Consider the following 1,142-nt stretch of genomic DNA (forward strand, 5'->3'; position numbering starts at 1 on the left):
CACCGACTCGACCTCGCCACGACCGTGACGCAGACTGGGCACCGCCGTAATGTCCTGGCCGTCCAAGCATTCCCGCACCGACCCGGTCAGCACCGCGTCCGGACCCAACTCGACAAACCGCGTCACACCCCGCGCATGCAACTCCGTGACCGTATCGGCGAACCGAACCGTGTCACGCACATGCCGCACCCAATACTCCGGATCCGCTATCGCCTCATTCACGGCAGCGATATGCGGCGACTGAAAAGCCAACCCGGCCACCACCGCACGGAAATCGTCCAGCATCGGCTCCATCAACGGCGAATGGAACGCATGACTCACCACGAGCCGTTTCGTCCGGCAACCCTGCTCGGACAACCGCCGCACAACCCACTCGACCGCGGACTCGACCCCCGACACCACCACCGACGCCGGACCGTTCACCGCGGCGATCGACACCCGCCCGCCCCGCTCGGCCACCACCGGCGCCACCACATCCTCACCCGCGGCGACCGCCACCATCACCCCACCAGACGCCAGCCCCTGCATCAACCGACCCCGCGCGGTCACCAACACACAGGCATCCGCCAGCGACAACACCCCCGACACATGAGCCGCGGCGACCTCCCCCACAGAATGACCCGTCACAAAATCCGGGACCACACCCCACGACCCGAACAACCGGAACAACGCCACCTCAACGGCGAACAACGCCGGCTGCGCGAACTCCGTCGAATCCAGACGACCCCCAGCACCCTCCTCACCGAAAACAGCCGCCCGCACCATCGGATCCAGCAACCCACACACCTGATCAAAAGCAGCCGCGAACACAGGGAACCGCCGATACAACTCCCGGCCCATCCCCACCCGCTGCGAACCCTGACCGGAAAACACCACCGCCACACGACCCCGACCCGCCACACCAGACCCACACCCCGCCCCGGCCCCACCCCCGGCAACAACCGCCAGCCGATCCAGCAACTGCTCCCGCCCCGACGCAACCACAACCGCCCGATGCCCATGCACAGCACGATCAGCCATCAACGAATACGCAACATCCACCAACCCCACATCCGGCCGCTCCACCACAAACGACCGCAAACGAGCAGCCTGACCACACAACGCCCCCGACCCACGACCCGACAACACAAACGGCAACACCG

Annotated in this window: 1 protein-coding gene; it reads right to left on the reverse strand. The window is 66.3% G+C overall.

The features are described from left to right. The coding region (locus tag AB0C66_RS35925) for an acyltransferase domain-containing protein (protein ID WP_362448817.1) at positions 1-882 on the reverse strand (882 nt) is incomplete at its 3' end. Positions 883-1,142 lie beyond the last annotated feature (260 nt).

The sequence above is a fragment of the Streptomyces sp. NPDC048636 genome (assembly GCF_040650655.1).
Taxonomy (GTDB): domain Bacteria; phylum Actinomycetota; class Actinomycetes; order Streptomycetales; family Streptomycetaceae; genus Streptomyces.